The sequence below is a fragment of the Haloarcula sp. H-hyl6 genome (assembly GCF_056934455.1).
Genome location: NZ_JBRIIK010000001.1, coordinates 1,494,542 through 1,509,075 on the forward strand (window position 1 = coordinate 1,494,542; position 14,534 = coordinate 1,509,075).

Below are 14,534 nucleotides of genomic sequence, written 5' to 3' on the forward strand. Positions count from 1 at the left end.
GACGGAGGCCGAGACGTGAGCGACAGCGAGGCGGAGTTCGGACTGCTCGACACCGACGAGGCCGAGGGCGTCGGCGACGAGTGGGAGGAGATAGACGTTTCTGACACGGAGGCCGACCGCATCGCCCGGAAGCGGGACCGCGAGTTCAACGAGTTCCGCAAACGCATCAAGGACGCAGACCAGTTCAAGGTCGAGGCCAGCGTCTTCGACGACGCCACCTTCGGCGCGCTGTACAAACTCGTACAGGACGGCCACATCGACGCCTTCGGCGGCCCCATCTCGACCGGCAAGGAGGCCAACGTCTACACCGCGCTCGCCGGCGACGAGGAGGTGGCCGTCAAGGTGTACCGCATCAACGCCTCGGACTTCAAGGACATGCGGGGCTACTTAGACGGCGACCCCCGCTTCGAGGGCATCGGCTCGGACAAGAAGAAAGTCGTCACCGCGTGGGTCCGCAAGGAGGCCTCGAACCTCGAACGCGCCCGCCGGGCCGGCGTCCGGACGCCGGAGCCAATCGCCGTCGAGCGCAACGTCCTCGTGATGGAGTATCTCGGCACCGAGGAGGGCCGCGCGAAACGGCTCAACGAGGTCCACATCGAGAACCCGGAGACGGCCTACGAAGTCGTCAAAGAGTACGTCCGTCGCCTCTACGACGCCGGCCTCGTCCACGGCGACCTTTCGGAGTACAACGTCGTCTTCCACGAGGGCCAACTGTACATCATCGACCTCGGGCAGGCCGTCACCATCCACCACCCCAACGCCGAGGAGTTCCTCGAACGGGACTGCCGGAACGTCGCGAACTTCTTCGCCAGACAGGGGGTCGACACCACGCCCGAGGAACTGCTCGCCTACGTCGAGGAGTACGCGACGCCGAAAGACGACGAGGACACCGCCCCGGGGAGCGACGACGACGCCGTCCCGCAGGGGACACCCGAGGACCGGACCGAAGAGTAGCCGAGACGTTTTCGGGCCACCTCGGCGACGGCCCGGAATCGAGAGGCGGGCGGGACTTTCTGGCCGTTCTGACGCCCGTCCTCGGCGAATGTCGTAGAAGCGAAACCGCCCAAGCTAGACGCCGAAGTCTTAAACAGGCAGAGCCCCGTACTCGGAAGCATATTATGAAACACGTGAAGATTCCGCAGGACCGAATCGGCGTGCTGATCGGCGAAGGTGGTGAGACCATGCGCGAAATCGAGGAGCGGGCGGAGGTCCGTCTGGACATCGACTCCGAGGACGGCACCGTGAAGGTGGAGTCCGTCGGCGACCCCGTCACCGCGCTGAAGGGGCCGGACATCGTGAAGGCCATCGGCCGCGGGTTCGCCCCCGAGGACGCGTTGGCGCTGTTGGACGACGACATGATGATGTTCGAGATTATCGACATCGAGGCCGCCTCCCGGAACAAGAACGACTTCCGCCGCCAGAAGGGCCGACTCATCGGCGAGGGGGGTCGCACGCGCGAACTCATGCAGGAGTTGACCGGTGCCGCCGTCGTCATCTACGGGTCGACGCTCTCCATCATCGGCGGTCCCGAACAGGTCGACGCGGTCCGCGAGGCCGCCGAGATGCTGTTGGACGGCGCACCCCACGGCTCCGTGTACTCCTTCCTCGAACGCAAGCACAACGAGATGAAACACAAGGGACTGGAGTACCACCAGTTCACCGGATAGCGGGCGGCGCGACTTTCTTTCAGTTCGGGCGTAACGTATAACCACGCCGACCGACAAATACGGTGAAGAACGACCGTGCCAGACGACAGCGACGGCGCCGGCGGGACCGAAGCGGGCGGCGAGAGCGGCCAGACCGTCGGCGACGTGATGGACCGCCTGGAGCGACTTCGTGCCGAGGAGGACGACCGCTCGGAGACGGTCTCCGAGGGCGTCCTGCTGGACCAGTTGCGGGAGGTCGAACAGCGCCTGCTGGCGTTCGGCGAGGCGCTGGGCGGGGACCCCGAGGACGTGACCGACCTGCCGTTCACCGAGGAGGCGGGGCTGGACCACATGCCCGAACCGCTGTACGTCCGCCACGACACGGCGATGCTGAATCAGGTCACCTCGTGGCTGTTGCAGGACCAGCACATCGGCCTCGTCAGCCCGTACGGCACCGGGAAGTCGGCGTTCCGGGAGATCGTCCTCAGGGACCTCTCGGAACACGACGACTTCGTCGTCACGCATCTGGACAACCCCCGCGAGACGACGGCACGGGCGCTGTACCAGACGGTGCTGGAGGCGGCCTACGCCGACGGCTTCTCGGTCGACTTCGGCCGCTACTCGCAGGTCCGCAACGGCATCCCGTGGGCGACGGCCGAGGCGAAGAGCGCCGTCCGGGAAGTCGTCCAGCGGGTGCGCGAACACGGGAAGACCCTCTTGCTCGTCGTCGACGAGATAGAGGTGCTGGAAGCGGACCTGCTCTCGCCGTTGCAGGTCGCCGGCGACGCCGGCGTCCGCCTGTTCCTCACCGGGACGCCCGAGGGGAAGCGCCGGGTCGCGGAGATTCGCGGGACGCTGGACTCCCGACTGCGCTACTACGAGAACATCGAACCGTTCGGCCCGGACGACGTGGCAGAGTACGTCGCCCGGTCGCTGGCGTACTTCCGCGGAGAGACCTACGACGGCGAGGCCCCGGACCTCTTTACCCGGGCGGCCATCGAGGACGTCCACGAGCGAACCGAGGGCGTCCCCCGCGAGGTGCGCATCGAGTGCCGGGAGTTGTTCACGCGCGCGGCGTTCGTCTGGTACCGCACCGGACAGGACGTCGACCGGATACAGGTCACGCCGGAACTCCGACATCGCCGGTTCGGGATGGGGTACTGACCCCGTCGAACCCACGCCACACCCCCGAAACTCCGGCCTCACGGCACGAGATTGGTATTTAAACCCACCACGGTACACCGTGCCACACCGTCGAGAGCGATAGACAGTGCGGTGATACATCGGCCGTCAGCACAAGCTTTATATAGAATCACATTCAATCATCGTCTGACTATGGCTCAACAGCAGATGGGCAACCAGCCCATGATCGTACTCTCCGAGGAGTCCCAGCGAACCTCCGGGAAGGACGCACAGTCCATGAACATCACGGCCGGGACGGCCGTGGCGGAGGCCGTTCGGACCACACTCGGCCCGAAGGGCATGGACAAGATGCTCGTCGACAACTCCGGGTCGGTCGTCGTCACGAACGACGGCGTCACCATCCTCGACGAGATGGACATCGAGCACCCGGCGGCCAACATGATCGTCGAAGTCGCCCAGACCCAGGAGGACGAGGTGGGCGACGGCACGACGACGGCCGTCGTCATCGCCGGTGAACTGCTGTCGAAGGCCGAGGAACTCCTCGACCAGGACATCCACGCGACCATCCTCGCACAGGGGTACCGTCAGGCCGCCGAGAAGGCCAAGGAGATTCTCGAGGAGAACGCCATCGAGGTCGACGCCGACGACACCGAGACCCTCGAGAAGGTCGCCGGCACGGCCATGACCGGCAAGGGCGCCGAATCCTCGAAGGACGTCCTCGCCGAACTCGTCGTCCGCGCGGTCCAGTCCGTCGCCGAGGACGACGGCACGGTCGACACCGACAACATCCAGCTCGAGACCGTCGTCGGCGGCGCCACGGACGAGTCCGAACTCGTCGAGGGCGTCATCGTCGACAAGGAGCGCGTCCACGACAACATGCCGTTCGCCGTCGAGGACGCCGACGTCGCTCTGCTGGACACGGCCATCGAGGTCCCCGAGACGGAACTGGACACCGAGGTCAACGTCACCGACCCCGACCAGCTCCAGCAGTTCCTCGACCAGGAAGAGGCTCAGCTCAAGGAGTACGTCGAGAAGCTCAAAGCGGCCGGCGCCGACGTCGTCTTCTGCCAGAAGGGCATCGACGACATGGCCCAGCACTACCTCGCCCAGGAGGGCATCCTCGCGGTCCGCCGCGCGAAGAAGTCCGACATCGAGGCCCTCTCGCGCTCGACGGGTGCCCGCATCGTCTCGAACATCGACGACATCACCGAGGACGACCTCGGCTTCGCCGGCTCCGTCGCCCAGAAGGACATCGCCGGCGACGAGCGAATCTTCGTCGAGGACGTCGAGGACGCCAAGGCCGTCACGATGATTCTCCGCGGCGGCACCGAACACGTCGTCGACGAAGTCGAGCGCGCCATCGAGGACTCGCTCGGCGTCGTCGCCGCCACGCTGGAGGACGGCAAGGTCCTGCCCGGCGGCGGTGCCCCCGAGACGGAACTCGCGCTCGGCCTGCGTGACTACGCCGACTCCGTCGGTGGGCGCGAACAGCTCGCCGTCGAGGCGTTCGCCGACGCCATCGACGTCATCCCGCGCACGCTCGCGGAGAACGCGGGCCACGACCCCATCGACTCGCTGGTCGACCTCCGGAGCAAGCACGACGGCGGCGACGTGACCGCCGGCCTCGACGCCTACTCCGGCGAAGTCGTCGACATGGAGGAGGACGGCGTCGTCGAACCCCTCCGCGTCAAGACCCAGGCCATCGAGTCCGCCACCGAGGCGGCCGTGATGATTCTGCGCATCGACGACGTCATCGCCGCTGGCGACCTGAAGGGTGGCCAGGGCGACGACGACGACGAGGAAGGCGGTCCCGGCGGCCCCGGCGGCGCGCCCGGCGGCATGGGCGGCGGCATGGGCGGCATGGGCGGCGGCATGGGCGGCATGATGTAAGCGCCCCCTGAGGACGCCACCAACCCCATCCGTCTGACCCGCTGAACCGCTCGCGAACCGACTCTTCTCTCTCTGTCCGCGTCGCCAGCCCGCGGCTCGTCCGACGCCGAACCGGGCCGGACCGCGCCGTTCAGACCCGCTCGACGAGCGTCGCGATGCCCTGTCCGAACCCGATGCACATCGTACAGAGCCCGTAGCGACCGTCGCAGGCGTCGAGTTGGTAGGGGAGCTTTCCGAGCAACGCCGCCCCGGTCGCACCCAGCGGGTGACCGTGGGCGATAGCGCCGCCCCAGACGTTCGTCTTCGCCCAGTCGGCGCCAGTCTCTTCGAGCCACGCCGCCACGACGGGGGCGAACGCCTCGTTCACCTCGAAGCGGTCGATATCGTCGATAGCGAGGTCGTTGCGCCGGAGTACCTGCTCCGTGGCCGGAATCGGGCCCGTGAGCATCGTCGTCGGGTCGACGCCGACGACGGCGGTGTCGACGATGCGGACGAGCGGGTCCCAGCCGCGGTCCTCGCAGGCCGCCCCGGAGGCGACCAGCGTCGCGGCCGCGCCGTCGACGATACCCGAGGCGTTGCCGGGGTGGACGACGCCCTCGCCCTCCTCGCGGAAGGCCAGCGACAGGTTCGAGAGGGTCTCCACGTCGGTGTCGGGTCGAGGGTGGCCGTCCTCGGCGACGACCACCGACTCGCCGTCGAGCGTCGTCTCGACGGGGACCACCTGCTCGGCGTATCTGTCGTCGGCGACGGCCTCGCCCCACCGGCGCTGTGAGTCGACGGCGAGTTCGTCGAGTTCCCGGCGCGAGAACCCCCACTGCTCGGCGATGCGCTCGGCGCCCTCGCCCTGCGTGGTCAACTCCTCGAAGTGCTCGAAGTAGGTGTCGGTGACGCCGCTCGGGTCGGCGTAGCTGTGGCCCTCGCCCGGCGTGTCGCTCCCCATCGGGACGCGCGTCATGTGCTCGACGCCGCCGGCCACGAGGAGGTCCGCCATCCGCCCGCGAACCTGTCCGGCGGCGAAGTTCACCGCCTGCTGGCCGGAGCCACACATCCGGTTCATCTGGACGCCGGGCACCGAGTCCCCCCACCCGGCGACCATGGGGGCGATGCGGCCGACGTTCAGTCCCTGCTCGCCGACGGGGACGACACACCCGTACAACACGTCCTCGACGTCGCGTCCGTCGAACCCGTTGCGCGTTTCGAGGGCGGCGAGCGGTTCGGCCGCGAGGTCCTGCGGGTGGGTGTCGCGGAACGACCCGTCTCTGGCCCCGAACGGAGTCCTGACCGCGTCGACGACGTACGCCTCCTGCATGCGTCGAGTGAGTCGGGCGTGACACATCACTGTTCGGCCGTAGCGACACTCCCGTCGACCCGAAGCGCCCTATCGGTGAGACCCGTCCGGAGACGCCAGCGGGTCGCCCGTCCGCTCGGGGTCGTATCGGTGACACCGGACCGAGCAACCGTCCATCTCCGCCGTCTCGGGCGTCTCCCGTTCGCAGACGGTCGAGAGGGGGTCCGCGAGGCGCTCCCTCGCCCGGGCCGGGTCGCCGTCGGCAACCGCTTCGGCGGCGTCCGCGACGGCGCGTTCGACCGACGCGTCGGGTATCTCGTCCGGCACGTCGAAGCGGTCTCGGACCGTCGCGGCGTCCGTCGCCTCGGCGACCCGGGGCGGGAGGTCCCCGGCCCGTAGCGTGAACCGGAACGCGGCGACGGCGGACCACGTCTCCGGGGCGAGCGAGGCGTCCCCGGGTGGAATCACCGCTGGACAGCGCGGATGGAACCGACAGCCAGCGGGCGGGTCGGCGGGGTCCGGGACGGTGTCGGTCAGCGGTTCGCCGAGGCCCCGGTCGGTCGGGTCGAGCGACGGCACGGCGTCGAGCAGTAACTTCGTGTACGGGTGGGCGGGGTCGGTCAGCACCGCGTCGGTCGGCCCCCGTTCGACGATTTCGCCGAGGTACAGCACGGCGACGCGGTCACAGAACCGCCGGACGACGTCGATGTCGTGGCTGATGAACAGGACTGCGACGCCGAACTCGCGGCGAACCTCGGCCAACAGACCGAGAATCTCGGACTCGACGCGGGTGTCGAGCGCGCTCGTCGGTTCGTCGGCCACCAGCAGGTCGGGGTCGACGACGAGGGCCCGAGCGATAGCGAGGCGCTGTTTCTCCCCGTCGGAGAACTCGTGGGGGTATCGGTCGGCGTCGGCCGCCGACAGACCGACGCGTTCGAGCAGGTCGTCGACGATTGCCCGTCGGCGCTCGTCGTCGGTCATCCCGTGGAGGGCGAGCGGTTCCGCGACGGCCTCGCCGACGCGCATCCGGGGATTGAACGCCTCGTTGGGGTCCTGCACGACGAGTTGCGCACGGCGCTGAAACGCGCGCTCGGCGGCCCCGGAGAGGTCACTCACCCGGTCGCCGTCGAAACGGACCTCGCCGCCGGTGGGGGATTCGAGGCCGAGGAGGGTGTGGGCCGTCGTGGTCTTGCCGCTGCCGGACTCGCCGACGAGGCCGAACGTCTCACCGCGCTCGACGGTGAAACTCACGCCGTCGACGGCCCGTACTAGACCGACCTCCCGCCGGAGCAGTCCCTCGGTGACCGGGTAGTGTCGTTCGAGGTCCCTGACCTCGAGGAGGGGTGGACTGTCAGTCATCGTCACCTCCCGACTGGACCGGTCGAGCGTCACGGGCCTCCGCGAGAAGGGCTGACGCGTCGGCGTCGGCGGCGTAGTGGACGCAGGCGGCGGTGTGTTCCGGGTCGGCGCCGACCCGATACGCGGGTGGTCTGTCCGGCCCCGCACAGGCGTCGACGGCGTGGGGACACTCCGCTCGGAACCGACAGCCGTCGGTCGGGAGGTCGCTCCGAGCGGGCCGGTCCGGTCGGTCAGTGACCCCGTCGTAACTGTCGAACAGCGCTTGGGTGTAGGGGTGGGCCGGGCGCTCGAACACCGACTCGACGGGGCCGCGTTCGACGATGGTGCCGCCGAACATGACCAGCACGCGGTCGGCGAGTTCCGCGACGACCCGGAGGTCGTGGGTGACGAGCAACAGCCCCATCCCGTCGGCCAGCAGGTCACGCAGTACGTCGAGGAGGCGGGCCTGCACGGTGACGTCGACGGCCGTGGTCGGTTCGTCGGCGAGCAGCAGAGACGGGTCGGCGGCGAGGGCGATGGCGATGGCGACCCGCTGGCGCATCCCGCCCGAGAACTCGTGGGGGTAGTCGTCGACCCGTGTCGCGGGGTCCGGGATGCCGACCCGACCGAGCAGTTCGACCGCGCGCTCGCGGGCCGCCGCGTCGCTCATCGCACGGTGGACGGTGACGGCCTCGACGAGTTGCCGGCCCACGGTGTAGACCGGGTCCAGCGCGTGTTGGGGGTTCTGAAAGACGTGACCGATGCGGTTCCCCCGGAACGACCGCAGGTCCGTGTCGGCCTCGTGGAGCGGGGTCCCGTCGAACGTTATCGACCCCTCGACCACCTCGGCCGGCGGGGTAGGGACGATGCCGGTCAGCGACTCCAGCGTCACGCTCTTGCCGCTGCCGGACTCCCCGACGAGACAGACCGCTTCGCCGCGGTGAACGGCGAAGCTCACGCCGTCGACGGCCCTGACGGTGCCCCGGTCGGCGTGGATGTGCGTCCGGAGGCCGTCGACGGACAACAGCGGTTCGGCCCCACCGTCCTCGGTGCGGCCGCGTCGCCCGGAGTTGACATCTCCGGACATGGTCACGGCTCCGTTCGGGGGTCGAAGACGTCGCGCAGACCGTCGCCCGCGAGTTTGAACGCGACGACGAGCGTCGTCAGTGCGAGTGCCGGAAGCGCCGAAATCCACCACACCTCGTGGGGGTGCATGGGGTCGGTGTGTAACCCCTCGGCGATGGTAGACCCCCACGAGTGCAGTTCCACGTCGCTGAACCCGAGGAACGCGACGCCGGCCTCGGCGACGACGAGGACTGCGAAGAGGTGGAACACCGCGGGGACGAGCGTGTTCGTGACGTTCGGGAGGACGTGTCGCGTGGCGAGGTAGCGGTCCGAGGCCCCCAGACTCCGTGCGAGGCGGACGTAGCCGTCCTCCCGCCGCTGGAGCACCTCGCTGCGGACCAGTCGAGCGATGCCGCCCCAACTCAGCAGGCCGAAGGTGACGAGCAACAGGAGCATCGACGGGCCGAGGTACACGTGGCCGATGAAGTAGAGGAACAGCGCGGGGACGCATAGCTGAACGTCGACGTAGGTCATCAACAGGTCGTCCAGCCGTCCGCCGCGCAGACCCGCCGCGACGCCGACGGCGGTGGCGAGGGGGACGACGAACGCCGCCGCGAACACGACGACGTAGACGGCCGTGCGCGCCCCCGAGAAGACCATGTACTCCATCGGGTGGCCCCGGTGGTTCGTCCCGAAAGGGTAGTACAGCGACCCGCGACAGAAGCGGGTGATGCCCGGCCCCTCGGCCACGGTCCCGCGGCACCCCGTGTTCCATATCTCGGCCGAGAACCCCGCCGGCGGCTGGTAGGCGTAGAGGAAGTTCAGCGACGGTTCGCCGACCAGCGGCGCGACGACGACGCCGAGAAAGGCGAAGACACCGACGGTGACGAGGGCGACGAGGAGCGTCGGCCGCGACCGGACCTCGCGGAGGACACGGCGCGTGGTCCGGGGCCGCCGGAGCGCCGGGACGACGCCGTAGGCCACGAGACAGACGAGACCGAGCACGACCACCCAGTCTATCGGCCGCACCTCCCACGAACCCACGAGGTAGACGTGAGCGACGTAGAAGTCGTACAGAAACAGTGCGAGCAGGACCACGATACCCGCGAGGAGCGTGACGCGTTCCGGCGTGGCTCGCCGCCGTGAGCGTATCTCCGACCACTCGACGCGCTGGAACCGCGGGCGTTCGTTCGACTCGTCCATGGAGGGGCATGCTAACTGGCCACACGAGACCCAAAAATCCACCTGTTCGTCGCCACCGACCCCGTCGCTGGCTTTTTGCCGTGGTAGCGTTCAACAGGGGAAGTGATGCCCTCCACCTGCCCGTTCGCTGCCGACAGCGCCGCACCCCCGCCACGAGGCAGTCGACTCGCCCCCGTGCGCTGCCGACAGCCCCACAATCTCGCCTCGCGGTGGACTGCTCGCGGCCACGCAGCGTCGGGACGGCCCGGCGACCCACCGTGTGCGGCGGAGGGCACGGGATGAGACACCTCCGCGTGGTGGCGTGGCGGGCGACGCTGGGCCTCGTCGCGTCGTGGGCGATTCTCACGTCCGTCTTCGCGCTCTTCAGCGTGACCGAGGACTGGGTACTCGCACGGCGCCTCGGCGCGCTCAAGTGGAGCGGCGCAGACGACTCGGCCGTCGAACAGGCGACGGCCGAGTACCTCGCCGCACGCGGGCTGAACCGCACCCTCTGGGAGCGGTACGTCGACTGGATGTGGAGCATGCTCACGCTCGACTGGGGCACGTCGTTCCGGCTGAACGAACCCGTGTTCCCGCTGGTCCTCGACGCGGCGGGCCGGACGGCGGCGTACGTCCTCCCGGCGCTGGGCTTCGCCGTCCTCGTCGGGGTGGCGCTGGGGCTGTACGTGGCGCTGAACCCCGAGAGTCGCGTCGCCGACTACGGCCTCGGGACGACGTATCTCCTCTTCGCCGTGCCGAACTTCTGGGTCGGCGGCCTCCTCGTGTCGCTCGCGGCCGGCGGCGTCGTCCCGCGGCACCCGCTGGTGTTCGGGTACGTCCTCCCCGGCCTGCTGACAGCGACGACGCTGCTCGGCGGCGTGGTGAGCTACGCCCGGGCACACGCCGTCGAGTACGCCTCCGCGGAGTTCGTCCGCCTCGTGACGGCGACGGGGGCCGGTCCGCGCCGCGTCGGGGCGCACGTCCTCCGCAACGCGGCCGTCCCCATCCTCTCGCTCGTGTTCACCGAAGCGCTCGCGCTCTTGGTACTCGCGGTGTTCGTCATCGAGGTGCTGTTCGGCGTCGAGGGGTTCGGACTGCTCCTGTTCCGTTCCGTCGAGGCGCGTGACCTGCCCGTGTTGCTCGGGGGGACGCTCGTCATCGTCTCCGTGGGCGTGCTGGGCAACGTCGTGCAGGACCTCTCGTACGGCCTGCTGGACCCCCGAATCGACGCCGACGAGCGCTGAACTGGCAGTCACGTCGAACGCACCTGCATCTCATCGGCAGGTACTTAGATAGCAGATAGGACTGAAGACGAACGTTATAGATTTGCAATCATGTGCATATCGAACTGAAGTGTGGGCGAACGTAGCCACCTAGAAATCGACCGGTAAATACAGTTATATCTCCGGCCCGGTTGCCTCCGCTATGCTCGGGTCAACCGGTGGAGCGAAACGGGGCGGGACGGGATGTGGCTGCTGAGTCGAATCAGCCGACTGCTGGCCGGAGCCCGGTCCTGCATCCGCTACGAGTGTCGAATCTGCGGCGTGACGATGCGGGAACGGCCGGAGGTCTGCCGGTCGTGCGGGTCACGCGAAATCGCTCGGTACGACCTCTGCTGAGCGACAGCGGCGCTCGACACCGGGTGAAGTCGAAAGGGTTCTTTGCGTCGGTACGCGAGTGAGCGGCGTGTCACTGCTCGGAATCTTCGCGACGGCCATCCTCCCCGTCGTCGGCGTCGCCGTCCTCGGCTTCCTGCTGGGCCGGTACGAGGGCGTCGAGGCCGACGGCCTCACCACCGTCACGGTGTACGTCCTCGCGCCCGCGCTCGTGGTCCACAGCCTGACCACCTCGGAACTGGCGGGCGGGACCATCCTGCAGGTGGTGGTGGCCGTCCTCGGGTTCACCGCGGCGATGCTGGCAGTGGCGGAACTGGTCGGACGGTTCTCCGGGCACTCGGAACCCCTGTTGGGGGCGTTCGTCCTCGTCACCGTCTTCCCCAACACCGGCAACTACGGCATCCCGCTGGCGGACTTCGCGTTCGGCGCGACGGGGCGGAGCGTGGCGGTGTTGGTGACCGCCCTGCAGGGCGTCCTCCTGTACACGGTGGGCATCTACGTCGCGGCGCGGGGCCAAGAGAGCAACCCGCTCTCGGACATGCGCCGGGTGTTCGGCGTGCCGCTGGTGTACGCCGTCGTCGTCTCGCTGGCGGTCCGGTGGCTGGGCGTCGTTCCACCCGAATCCTCGACGCTGATGAGGACGCTGGAACTGCTCGGGAACGCCTCCATCCCCGTGATGTTGCTCATACTCGGCATCCAACTCTCGAACGTCGACGGGACGGACACGCTCCGACCCGTGGGCACCGCGAGCGGGATGCGCCTCCTGCTCGCGCCCGTCGTCGCCACCGGCGTCGTCCTCCTCGTGGGCTTCGCGAACCCAACGGTCGGACGCGTCGTCGTCCTCTTGCTGGCGACGCCGACGAGCGTGACGTCGCTCATCCTCGTCGGCGCGTTCAGCCGCGACGCGGAGGGTATCGCCCCCGGGGAGTTCACCAGCGCGACGGTGCTGGTGACGACGGTGGCGAGCGTCCTGACCGTGACGCTGCTGGTCGCGGCGCTGCAGGCCGGGATGGTGCTGTGAGCGGTCGGGTTACGCCTCTTCGTCGTCTTCCTCGTCTATCTCGTCCGCGTCGGTGTCCTCCTCGTCTATCTCGTCCGCGTGTTCGAACTCCACTTCGGCCTCCAGTTCGATTTCCACGCCGTCCGCGTCGAGGGTCGCCTCGAACTCGGTGGCGTCCTCCACTTCGGCTTCGAGTTCCTCGGTGTCGATTTCCACTTCGACTTCGACGTCTACGGTGACGTTCTCTGGGTCCATACGACCGTTTTGGACCGGCGGCCTCAATTCGGTTGTGCATCGCGTCTCGACACGGTTATGGGCGATACGTACCGACGGCCCCAGTATGACCGACCACGTCGAGGTGACCGTCGAACACGGCGACGCGACCGAGCAGGTCCGCGTCCACGACGACGACGGCGAAGTCGAAGCCGGCGACGCCAGCGTGCGCTTCCGGTTCGACACGCCGGCAGGTGACGCCGACGCGGACGACGACGCGGGTTCGGCCGAGGCCGCGTCCCAGACGGACCCACGGCGCATCGTCGCCCTCGACGACGTCCCTCGCGACAGTACGCTCCGGTTCGGGGCCGTCGACGGGCGGCGGAGCGTCGACTGCATCCTCCACCGCTCGGACGACGCCGTCGTCGCGTGGCGGAACTCCTGTCCGCACCGCCCCGAGGTCCCCTTGGACACGGGAACGGGGGCCATCGTCTCGGGCGACCAGTTGGTGTGTCACAAGCACGGCGCGCGGTTCGAGCGCGACGACGGCGTCTGCACCCACGGTCCGTGTGCCGGCGACGCCCTCGACAGCGTCGCGGTGACGGTGCGCGACGGGGCCGTCTACCTCGACGACGACCGCTTCGAGCGAACCACGGTCCGGTAGTCGGCCGCGGCCGGGTCAGTCGAGCGCTTGCACGAGCCGCCAGCAGTCGCGGCGCACGGCCGCGGCCGTCTCGTAGCGGGTGAGTTTGTCCTTCGCGGTGGCCTTCGCGACGATTTCGTCGACGGCGTCCGGGAGCCGCGGGTTCACCGTCGTCGGGGCCGGCGGTCGCTCGTGGAGGACGCCGCGGCGGACCGCGTCGTAACTCCCCGTGAACGGCGGACGCCCGGTGAACAGGCGATAGCACACCGTCCCGAGCGCGTAGACGTCCGTGGCAGCGTCGATGCTGCCGTACTCCCGCGAGAAGTACTCGGGGGCGGCGTAGCGCGGGTCGAGGTACGACGACGGCTCGAAGTGGGCGCGCACGGCGTCCATCAGGCCGACGTTGTCGAGTCGCGGGGCCGGCAAGCCGTCGATGTTCCGCGCGGGATAGACGACGGCCTCGGGGTCCAGTCCCCCATGGACGAGCCCGTTGCGGTGGCAGTTCGCCACAGCGCCCGCGACGTGGGCCGCCTCGCGGAGAGCGCGTTCGACCCCCGGCCGGCCCCTGTCCGCGAGCGACCCGTCGAGGTACGGCGTCGCTACCCACGGCCGGGGGTGGTCCCCCCAGTCGTGGACTGTCACGAGGCCGTCGTGGTCGGCGACACCGTCCCACCGGGCGAGGGCCTCGGCGACGCTGGCGGCGAACTCGGTGCGGGCGGCGGCGTCGTCGGGGAGGTCGAACAGGCGAAGGGCGACGCCGACCTCCTCGCCGTCGAGCGTCGCTCGCGTGCGCAGGACCGACCCGTAGCGGACTGCCTGCTCCGGTTCGACGACGGCGAGGTCGTCGAACTCGCCGAACAGTTTGATGGCGCGGAACGCGCGGGACTGCTCGGCGCGGGCCAGTCGGTCGCGCCGGTCGACTGCCGCCGGGTCGCCCCGTCGTTCGCGTTCGGCCGCCCGGTCGGGGTCGGCGTCCGGCCCCGTCTCTCCCGGGCGACGTTGCGCGACGCCCGGGCCGGGGTCGCGCGGGTCGTCCGTCTCGACGACCCGCCGGACCGCGTCGGTGACGCTCCCGCCGTCGGCCCGTTCCGCGAAGGACCACCCGTCGGCCGTCTCGATGGCGGTCCGAACCTGCCGGTCGGCGTCGCAGTCGGACAGCGCCGCCCGGACGGCCTCGCGGTGGTCGGCCGCGAGCGTCGCCAGCGTCCGCAAGAGCGGTCGCCGGTCGGTGTTTTCGGGCACCCGTTGGAGGAGGCGAGCGGCGAGCGGTCGGGCGAGCGAGTCGTCGGCGTCGGCGAGGAGGCAGAGGGCGCGTGCGGCCTCGCGCGGCGCGTCGCCGTCGAGCGCCGAGAGCAGGGGACCGCCGAACACCGAGAGCAGTCGCTCGCCCTCCCGGTCCCCCGACCGCGCGCCCGTACTCATACGCGTGGACGGTTCCCCAGCGACACCCAAGAATCTACGTCAGACGGCCGTCACACGGCCGAGCGTGGGGCCAGCGCCGCTCGTGCGG

13 protein-coding genes are annotated in these 14,534 nt (G+C 69.4%); 7 read left to right on the forward strand and 6 right to left on the reverse strand.

Annotated elements, in window-relative coordinates:
• The first annotated feature begins 15 nt into the window (after nt 1-15).
• The 4 genes from rio1 to thsA all read left to right on the forward strand — a co-directional run bounded on the left by rio1 (nt 16) and on the right by thsA (nt 4,679).
• Nucleotides 16-954 carry a serine/threonine-protein kinase Rio1 gene (rio1, locus tag Hhyl6_RS07940; RefSeq protein WP_483738674.1) on the forward strand — a complete coding sequence of 313 codons (939 nt, stop codon included), beginning with the start codon at nt 16-18 and terminating at the stop codon, nt 952-954.
• A 164-nt stretch (nt 955-1,118) separates the two neighbouring features.
• A complete protein-coding gene (locus tag Hhyl6_RS07945; RefSeq protein ID WP_483738675.1) occupies nt 1,119-1,667 on the forward strand; it encodes a KH domain-containing protein in 549 nt (182 codons plus the stop codon).
• Between the two features lie 147 nt (nt 1,668-1,814).
• Complete coding sequence (locus Hhyl6_RS07950; RefSeq protein ID WP_483739683.1) at nt 1,815-2,810, forward strand: AAA family ATPase; 996 nt, start codon at nt 1,815-1,817, stop codon at nt 2,808-2,810.
• Nucleotides 2,811-2,996: 186 nt separating this feature from the next.
• Nucleotides 2,997-4,679, forward strand: coding sequence for a thermosome subunit alpha (gene thsA, locus Hhyl6_RS07955; RefSeq protein WP_483739684.1), 1,683 nt, complete (start codon nt 2,997-2,999; stop codon nt 4,677-4,679).
• 130 nt (nt 4,680-4,809) lie between these two features.
• Here thsA and Hhyl6_RS07960 read toward each other — a convergent pair whose 3' ends face one another.
• From Hhyl6_RS07960 to Hhyl6_RS07975, 4 genes are all read right to left on the reverse strand, one after another.
• Complete coding sequence (locus tag Hhyl6_RS07960; RefSeq protein ID WP_483738676.1) at nt 4,810-5,988, reverse strand: thiolase family protein; 1,179 nt, start codon at nt 5,986-5,988, stop codon at nt 4,810-4,812.
• A gap of 69 nt (nt 5,989-6,057) precedes the next feature.
• Nucleotides 6,058-7,326: an ABC transporter ATP-binding protein gene (locus tag Hhyl6_RS07965; protein WP_483738677.1), complete on the reverse strand. Its 1,269-nt coding sequence runs from the start codon at nt 7,324-7,326 to the stop codon at nt 6,058-6,060.
• The gene (locus Hhyl6_RS07970; RefSeq protein WP_483738678.1) at nt 7,319-8,392 is read right to left on the reverse strand and encodes an ABC transporter ATP-binding protein; all 1,074 of its coding nucleotides are present in this window, start codon (nt 8,390-8,392) and stop codon (nt 7,319-7,321) included. The genes Hhyl6_RS07965 and Hhyl6_RS07970 overlap by 8 nt, the downstream gene beginning before the upstream one ends.
• Nucleotides 8,393-8,394: 2 nt before the next feature.
• A complete protein-coding gene (locus Hhyl6_RS07975; RefSeq protein ID WP_483738679.1) occupies nt 8,395-9,573 on the reverse strand; it encodes an ABC transporter permease in 1,179 nt (392 codons plus the stop codon).
• Between the two features lie 278 nt (nt 9,574-9,851).
• Between Hhyl6_RS07975 and Hhyl6_RS07980 the strand changes: the two genes are divergently transcribed.
• A complete protein-coding gene (locus Hhyl6_RS07980; RefSeq protein WP_483738680.1) occupies nt 9,852-10,796 on the forward strand; it encodes an ABC transporter permease in 945 nt (314 codons plus the stop codon).
• Nucleotides 10,797-11,238: 442 nt separating this feature from the next.
• Nucleotides 11,239-12,189, forward strand: coding sequence for an AEC family transporter (locus Hhyl6_RS07985; RefSeq protein ID WP_483738681.1), 951 nt, complete (start codon nt 11,239-11,241; stop codon nt 12,187-12,189).
• 9 nt (nt 12,190-12,198) lie between these two features.
• On the opposite strand, the gene Hhyl6_RS07990 is transcribed toward Hhyl6_RS07985, so the two are convergent.
• Nucleotides 12,199-12,423, reverse strand: a complete 225-nt coding sequence (locus Hhyl6_RS07990) for a hypothetical protein (protein ID WP_483738682.1) — start codon at nt 12,421-12,423, stop codon at nt 12,199-12,201.
• A gap of 85 nt (nt 12,424-12,508) precedes the next feature.
• Between Hhyl6_RS07990 and Hhyl6_RS07995 the strand changes: the two genes are divergently transcribed.
• Nucleotides 12,509-13,045 carry a Rieske (2Fe-2S) protein gene (locus Hhyl6_RS07995; RefSeq protein ID WP_483738683.1) on the forward strand — a complete coding sequence of 179 codons (537 nt, stop codon included), beginning with the start codon at nt 12,509-12,511 and terminating at the stop codon, nt 13,043-13,045.
• Nucleotides 13,046-13,060: 15 nt separating this feature from the next.
• Here the strand turns inward: Hhyl6_RS07995 and Hhyl6_RS08000 are convergent, their stop codons facing one another.
• A complete protein-coding gene (locus Hhyl6_RS08000) occupies nt 13,061-14,446 on the reverse strand; it encodes a protein kinase domain-containing protein (protein ID WP_483738684.1) in 1,386 nt (461 codons plus the stop codon).
• Nucleotides 14,447-14,534 lie beyond the last annotated feature (88 nt).

Bases quoted from the DNA above. Each gene is read 5' to 3' on its own strand.
- Hhyl6_RS08000 (WP_483738684.1), bottom strand. From the start codon at position 14,446: ATGAGTACGGGCGCGCGGTCGGGGGACCGGGAGGGCGAGCGACTGCTC.
- Hhyl6_RS07990 (WP_483738682.1), bottom strand. From the start codon at position 12,423: ATGGACCCAGAGAACGTCACCGTAGACGTCGAAGTCGAAGTGGAAATC.
- Hhyl6_RS07970 (WP_483738678.1), bottom strand. From the start codon at position 8,392: ATGTCCGGAGATGTCAACTCCGGGCGACGCGGCCGCACCGAGGACGGT.
- Hhyl6_RS07945 (WP_483738675.1), top strand. From the start codon at position 1,119: ATGAAACACGTGAAGATTCCGCAGGACCGAATCGGCGTGCTGATCGGC.
- thsA (WP_483739684.1), top strand. From the start codon at position 2,997: ATGGGCAACCAGCCCATGATCGTACTCTCCGAGGAGTCCCAGCGAACC.
- Hhyl6_RS07950 (WP_483739683.1), top strand. From the start codon at position 1,815: ATGGACCGCCTGGAGCGACTTCGTGCCGAGGAGGACGACCGCTCGGAG.
- Hhyl6_RS07975 (WP_483738679.1), bottom strand. From the start codon at position 9,573: ATGGACGAGTCGAACGAACGCCCGCGGTTCCAGCGCGTCGAGTGGTCG.
- Hhyl6_RS07965 (WP_483738677.1), bottom strand. From the start codon at position 7,326: ATGACTGACAGTCCACCCCTCCTCGAGGTCAGGGACCTCGAACGACAC.
- Hhyl6_RS07980 (WP_483738680.1), top strand. From the start codon at position 9,852: ATGAGACACCTCCGCGTGGTGGCGTGGCGGGCGACGCTGGGCCTCGTC.
- Hhyl6_RS07960 (WP_483738676.1), bottom strand. From the start codon at position 5,988: ATGCAGGAGGCGTACGTCGTCGACGCGGTCAGGACTCCGTTCGGGGCC.
- Hhyl6_RS07995 (WP_483738683.1), top strand. From the start codon at position 12,509: ATGACCGACCACGTCGAGGTGACCGTCGAACACGGCGACGCGACCGAG.